Here is a 5047-nt window from a genome sequence, read left to right as displayed (position 1 = left end):
TCCACCTTATGGATAATCAACAGGCGTGATTTTACAAGCTGTAATTTATAATGTTGATAGGGAACCATATTAGCCGCCAGTACCGCCAAAATATCAACACCTTTAAGCGCGAGAATTCGCGCAGCCTCCGGAAACTCAATATCGTAAGTAATCATTATTCCGATATTCCCTTCAGGAAGTGAAAAAACCGGCAAATGCGGAGACAAAAAGAAGCGGCGATCGTATTTTTGGTTGAACTTGCGTGTAAAGTGTTCTATCAGTGGCAGGATCTCTTCTCGTCTCTCCCGCAGCGGTGGGATCATAAGCGGAACAACATGTAAACGGTAGTATAAATCTTCACGAAATCTTTTTTGATTTACCATTTCCTTTAGGTTTTTATTGGTCGCTGACAAGATACGGATATTCGCTTTTTGTTTGTCCACGCTGCCGATTTTGCGAAACGCATTTTCTTGCAGCGCCTCAAGCAACCCTTGCTTTCCACCTGTTTTCCCTCCAGTAAATGTGCCGGATTCATAGCCGAATAACCCCGATTCGATAAGACTATCAGGTAGTGTACTGCAATTAATTGATACAAAGGGATAGTCCTTGCGGGAGCTAGCCTGATGAATTAAACGGGCCAGCATCGTCTTCCCTACCCCTGATTCCCCTAAAAGTAAAACAGTTGAATCAACACTCGCTATCTTATGGATAACATTGATAATTTTTTTCATTTTTTCAGACTCGACTAATACTCCGTTTGCTATATCAGCACGCTCAGGTGTATCTATATACATCTGGTTTGATACATCGACAAACTTTTGTGGTAGGAGGTAAGAAAAGACAGAGAAAATCAGAGATTAGAAAAAGACTTGCTGGCCTTTCTTCTGCCGGAGCGCAGGGCGCATCCAACCTCTTCTTTTTTCCGAATTTCCTACTTCCAACCACGTTATTATGTCAAAATATCAAGTGTAACTTATGATGCTAAATTTCATCTTTTAAGTTAACAAAAGATAGAATAAAGATAAAACAAAGAAAAAGGAGGCGACACATGCGTATCGCTATCGCTCAATGTACCCCACACCTTGCTGACAAAAAAGAAAATCTGAATATGATGACCCGTTACCTGTACCAAGCTAAGGAACAAAAGGCGGAACTTGTCATTTTTCCTGAGCTGGTCCTAACCGGCTACTCTATCGGTAATCAATTGGCGTCCATTGCCGAAGAGGCAGACGGTCCTTCGCTCCAATTCATGCAGCAAGTCTGTCGTGAACTTGCAATTTTTGCCCTGATTTCTTTTCCCGAAAAGAATGGAAATGCCTACCACATTTCCTCGGCTTTTATTCAGGATGACGGTTCTATTGCCGGTATTTATCGGAAAACACACTTATTTTCTTCCGAGGCCCAGTACTTCACCCCAGGAAATGAGTGGCCTGTCTTTGCCACAAAGTTTGGAAATATCGGCGTAATGATTTGCTATGACCTGGAATTTCCTGAAGTCACCCGCCTGTTGCGCTTGAATGGCGCTGAGATGGTTCTGGTAAATACGGCTAATATGGAGCCTTATGAGCGGTATCAGCATATTTACATGCAAAGTCGCGCTATGGAGAACGAGATTCCGCTTGTCATATGCAATCGATTGGGACAGGAAGATAATCTGAAGTTTTTCGGTCATAGCATGGCTGTAAATCACGAGGGGAACATTTTATTGCAGCTTGATTCGGAAGAAGCACTGCGCATTGTGGACATATCTCTTCACGAAGCACGCGACCCGGAGTTAAACTATGCGCACCGTCTGCACGAATCCGTTCGCTGTGCCTTACTAAACTGTCTGCATCATGAGTAAACGGCTTGCGCCAACTACAAGACAAAAGGAAGTGCTTATATAAAAGAAACAAATACAACGCTCAAACGCACATTGACGCTCACGCCACTTGTTTTGTTCGGACTCGCATAGGAAAACCTCACAGCCGCTTTACGTCACAAATGTTGGAGGGTGTCCCAAAAGTGATGGGACACCCTTCTTCGATACCATATATACGCATGGAAAACAACAAGAAACCTATATATTGTATCCCGTTTGAGGCCAAATAACCTTTTGAGTCAGCCCCTTTCTCACCCCTTGCGCCACAAACACCGTACGCATCCTTCTTTTCTATTCATCTATGAATACCAAGGGTGCTGATTCATTATATTACTCTGCAAATACGATTTTTCCATCCATGATTGTCATTCTCACGCTGGCGTCTTTTATTTCTGCCGGTGCTATCTCAAATAAATTTTGATTAAGCACTACAATATCAGCCAATTTTCCTGGCTCCAGCGTTCCCAGTTCATGCTCTCTAAACGTTCCGTAAGCGGGTCCCCACGTATAATACCGTAATGCCTGAGCTAAGGAAATCCGTTCCTTTCCGTTCCATCCTCCTTCCGGTAATCCATCATTATGAACCCTCGTAATCGCACGATAAATTTCGAGTAAAGGATTCAGGGAAACGACAGGAAAATCGCTTGAAAAGGCGATTTTTGCGCCCGCCTCCTCCAATGTTTTTACCGGAAACGTAAACGCTTCTCTTTCTTTTCCGAGACGCGAAAGATAGGCATTATCCGAAAAATTCTCGCTTGCTGCCAAATGTTCAGGCTGTATAGAAGCAATTACGCCTAATTCATGAAACCTTGCAATGTCAGCCGGATGAATAACTTCAATATGTTCAATCGTATGACGAGCGTCGCGGGCTCCATTCGCCCTTCTTGCTTCTTCAAACGCATCAAGCCCTAACCGCACTGCTCCGTCACCGCAAGCGTGAAAGCGAATACGAAATCCTTCTCGATCCGCTTCGTTCGCCCATCACTTAATCATATCAGGGGGAAGCAATGTGTCTCCGCATGTCTCGGGCCTATCCGAATACGGTGCAAGAAGGTATGCCGTATATGTGGTAGGCACTCCATCAAGAAACTGCTTTAGGCCCGAAAATTGTAATGTATTGGAGGTATATATTGAGCGCAATTTCTTTGCATAATCAAGATCACCGTTCAGCGGGGCTAAAAAATGAATGCGTGAAGTCAATGCCCCCTTTTCTTCAAATTCTTTATACAATGGCAAATCACCAAAATCCAGGCCGGGCAAAGGAAACATATCGTTCACCGAAGTAATTCCCAGCCTGGCAGCCTGCTGTAAAAAGCTCTTCAATAAACGTTGCCTTCTCTCATAAGGTAGAACGAACGCCTCCCGCGCTAATCCCATAGCTGTTTCATAAAGAAATCCCGTAGGCTCCCCCTTATCATCCTTGCTAATTTCTCCGAATGGGGGATCAGGAGTGTCGCGGGTAATACCGGCTACCTCTAGCGCTTTACTGTTTACCCATGCTCCGTGGCATTCCGCATTAAACAGGAAAACCGGTCGCTCCGAAATGACACGATCCAATGTAGAACGATGCGGCAATTGTCCGTTTTCCCAGTAAACGTGATACCAGCCAAAACCGATTATCCACGGATCATTCGGTCTAGCATCTGCAAATTTCCGAACCATCTCTGCCGCTTCTTCTTCTGAACGCGCTTCATGCAAATGTACGCTATCCTGCGCAAGACTCCCCAGCATAAGATGCAGATGAAAATCATGAAATCCGGGCATAATCAACTCATTATGATAATGGTATTGTTTCGTTTCCGGTCCAACGAGTGAATCCATGTCAGCCGCTGATCCTATGGCAGCAATTTTATTGCCTATAATCGCCACTGCTCCCGGCTGCGGCCTGTCCATTATTCCGGTAAAAACTGCATTACTTGAAAGAATAATATCCGCTTTTTGTTTGGTTTCCATATAGTTTCCTCCTTCATATGTGTCAAAAAAAGAGTAAAACAGCAAGGGGTTTATAAAAAAGGATAGACTGAGAAGCATTATTGAGAGCGAGCAGAAAAAAACGATTATCATTTACATTTATGTAATAATATGTAATAATATGTAATAATTTTATTGTCTACATGTGTTTATATGTGAAATTTAATAGAAAATGGAGGCTTATTTCATGAAGAAAAAACGTCTTCTACTCTTCACCTGTTTATCCATTGTGACAGGAGGACTTGCGGGTTGTAGTCAAAATCCAGAAACAAAGCAAACGTCTTCCCAGCAAAGTCAAGCTTCACAATCGGAGCAGCAAAATGGGCAAAGGGCTTCCAAGCCTTGCAGTCCAACACCTTTAGTTCCCTCTCCTGTTCCCTTAGCACCTTCTCCCGTGCCAAAACCTCCATCACCTGTGCCATTAGCAGAAGTAAAATGTTAAGATCACGCCTGTTGATTAGGATATTCATCTTTTACCTTCTTGTACAATTAAAGCCGTTCTCACTTAACTGAGAACGGCTGCTTTTTGAGTTCCTTGTTAATTCACCGTTTTTAAAAAGATGTCCCCTTAAGATAAAGTAACCGGCTTTAAAGGGGCGATCGTAGAAATAGCAGATTTGTATAGAATATTCTGTTTGTTTTCGCTCTGGAGTGCAACTGTATACGAATCAAAAGAAGTAATAATCCCGCGAATTTGAAACCCATTTGTTGTAAAAACCGTAACAGGAGTTTTGCTGGTGCGCAGTTGGTTAAGAAAATATTCTTGCAGCTTTGCCTTTTCCAATCGATACCATTCCCTTCTCTTCCATCATAAAGTGAAACTTCACGCAGTGTTTTTTCTTCATCCTCCACTGTGTGCTGGCTGAATCTATCGGACCTTTAGGGACAGTTTATCCCCCACCTATATTCCTCAATTTCTCTATTTTTTGAAGTGAGGGGATTACTGCCCGTTAAGGCAGGATAAATCAGAACAAACAAAAAAACCATTATCTGATACTTTCTATTTATTATTTTATCACATAAATATTTTTTGCCCTATATATATATGCGCTGAGATGTTGAAAACAAGGCATTTATTAGCAATCCACCCTTGGTATCCACAGATGGAGAATCAATATTTATAATAAGCCTATTCAATAACCCCGTACGAGGAAATTTTTATATTTGGTGTTATATTCACCGTCGCCTTTGCAAACTCGTCCGGCCAACGATCTTTGTTTTTTTTCCAATGTTCAT

4 protein-coding genes and 1 pseudogene are annotated in these 5047 nt (G+C 42.5%); 1 reads left to right on the top strand and 4 read right to left on the bottom strand.

Annotated elements, in window-relative coordinates; genetic code table 11:
* Positions 1 to 710, bottom strand: a 710-nt coding sequence (locus tag HMPREF0083_RS02905; RefSeq protein WP_245191305.1) for a sigma 54-interacting transcriptional regulator, incomplete at its 3' end; no start/stop codon positions are given.
* Between the two features lie 317 nt (positions 711 to 1027).
* Here HMPREF0083_RS02905 and HMPREF0083_RS02900 point away from each other — a divergent pair.
* The gene (locus HMPREF0083_RS02900; RefSeq protein ID WP_021619512.1) at positions 1028 to 1822 is read left to right on the top strand and encodes a carbon-nitrogen hydrolase family protein; all 795 of its coding nucleotides are present in this window, start codon (positions 1028 to 1030) and stop codon (positions 1820 to 1822) included.
* A 348-nt stretch (positions 1823 to 2170) separates the two neighbouring features.
* Here HMPREF0083_RS02900 and HMPREF0083_RS02895 read toward each other — a convergent pair.
* The 3 genes and pseudogenes from HMPREF0083_RS02895 to hfq all read right to left on the bottom strand — a co-directional run bounded on the left by HMPREF0083_RS02895 (position 2171) and on the right by hfq (position 4595).
* A pseudogene (locus HMPREF0083_RS02895) lies at positions 2171 to 3604 on the bottom strand (amidohydrolase).
* Between the two features lie 419 nt (positions 3605 to 4023).
* Entirely contained in the window at positions 4024 to 4281 is a 258-nt protein-coding gene (locus HMPREF0083_RS02890) for a hypothetical protein (protein WP_021619509.1), read from the bottom strand.
* A gap of 98 nt (positions 4282 to 4379) precedes the next feature.
* Entirely contained in the window at positions 4380 to 4595 is a 216-nt protein-coding gene (gene hfq, locus HMPREF0083_RS02885; protein ID WP_021619508.1) for an RNA chaperone Hfq, read from the bottom strand.
* Between the last annotated feature and the right edge of the window lie 452 nt (positions 4596 to 5047).

This window comes from Aneurinibacillus aneurinilyticus ATCC 12856, from assembly GCF_000466385.1.
GTDB classification, from domain to species: domain Bacteria; phylum Bacillota; class Bacilli; order Aneurinibacillales; family Aneurinibacillaceae; genus Aneurinibacillus; species Aneurinibacillus aneurinilyticus.
The sequence above is the reverse complement of the archived record's forward strand: the minus strand, read 5'-3'. Positions and strand labels throughout refer to the sequence as shown.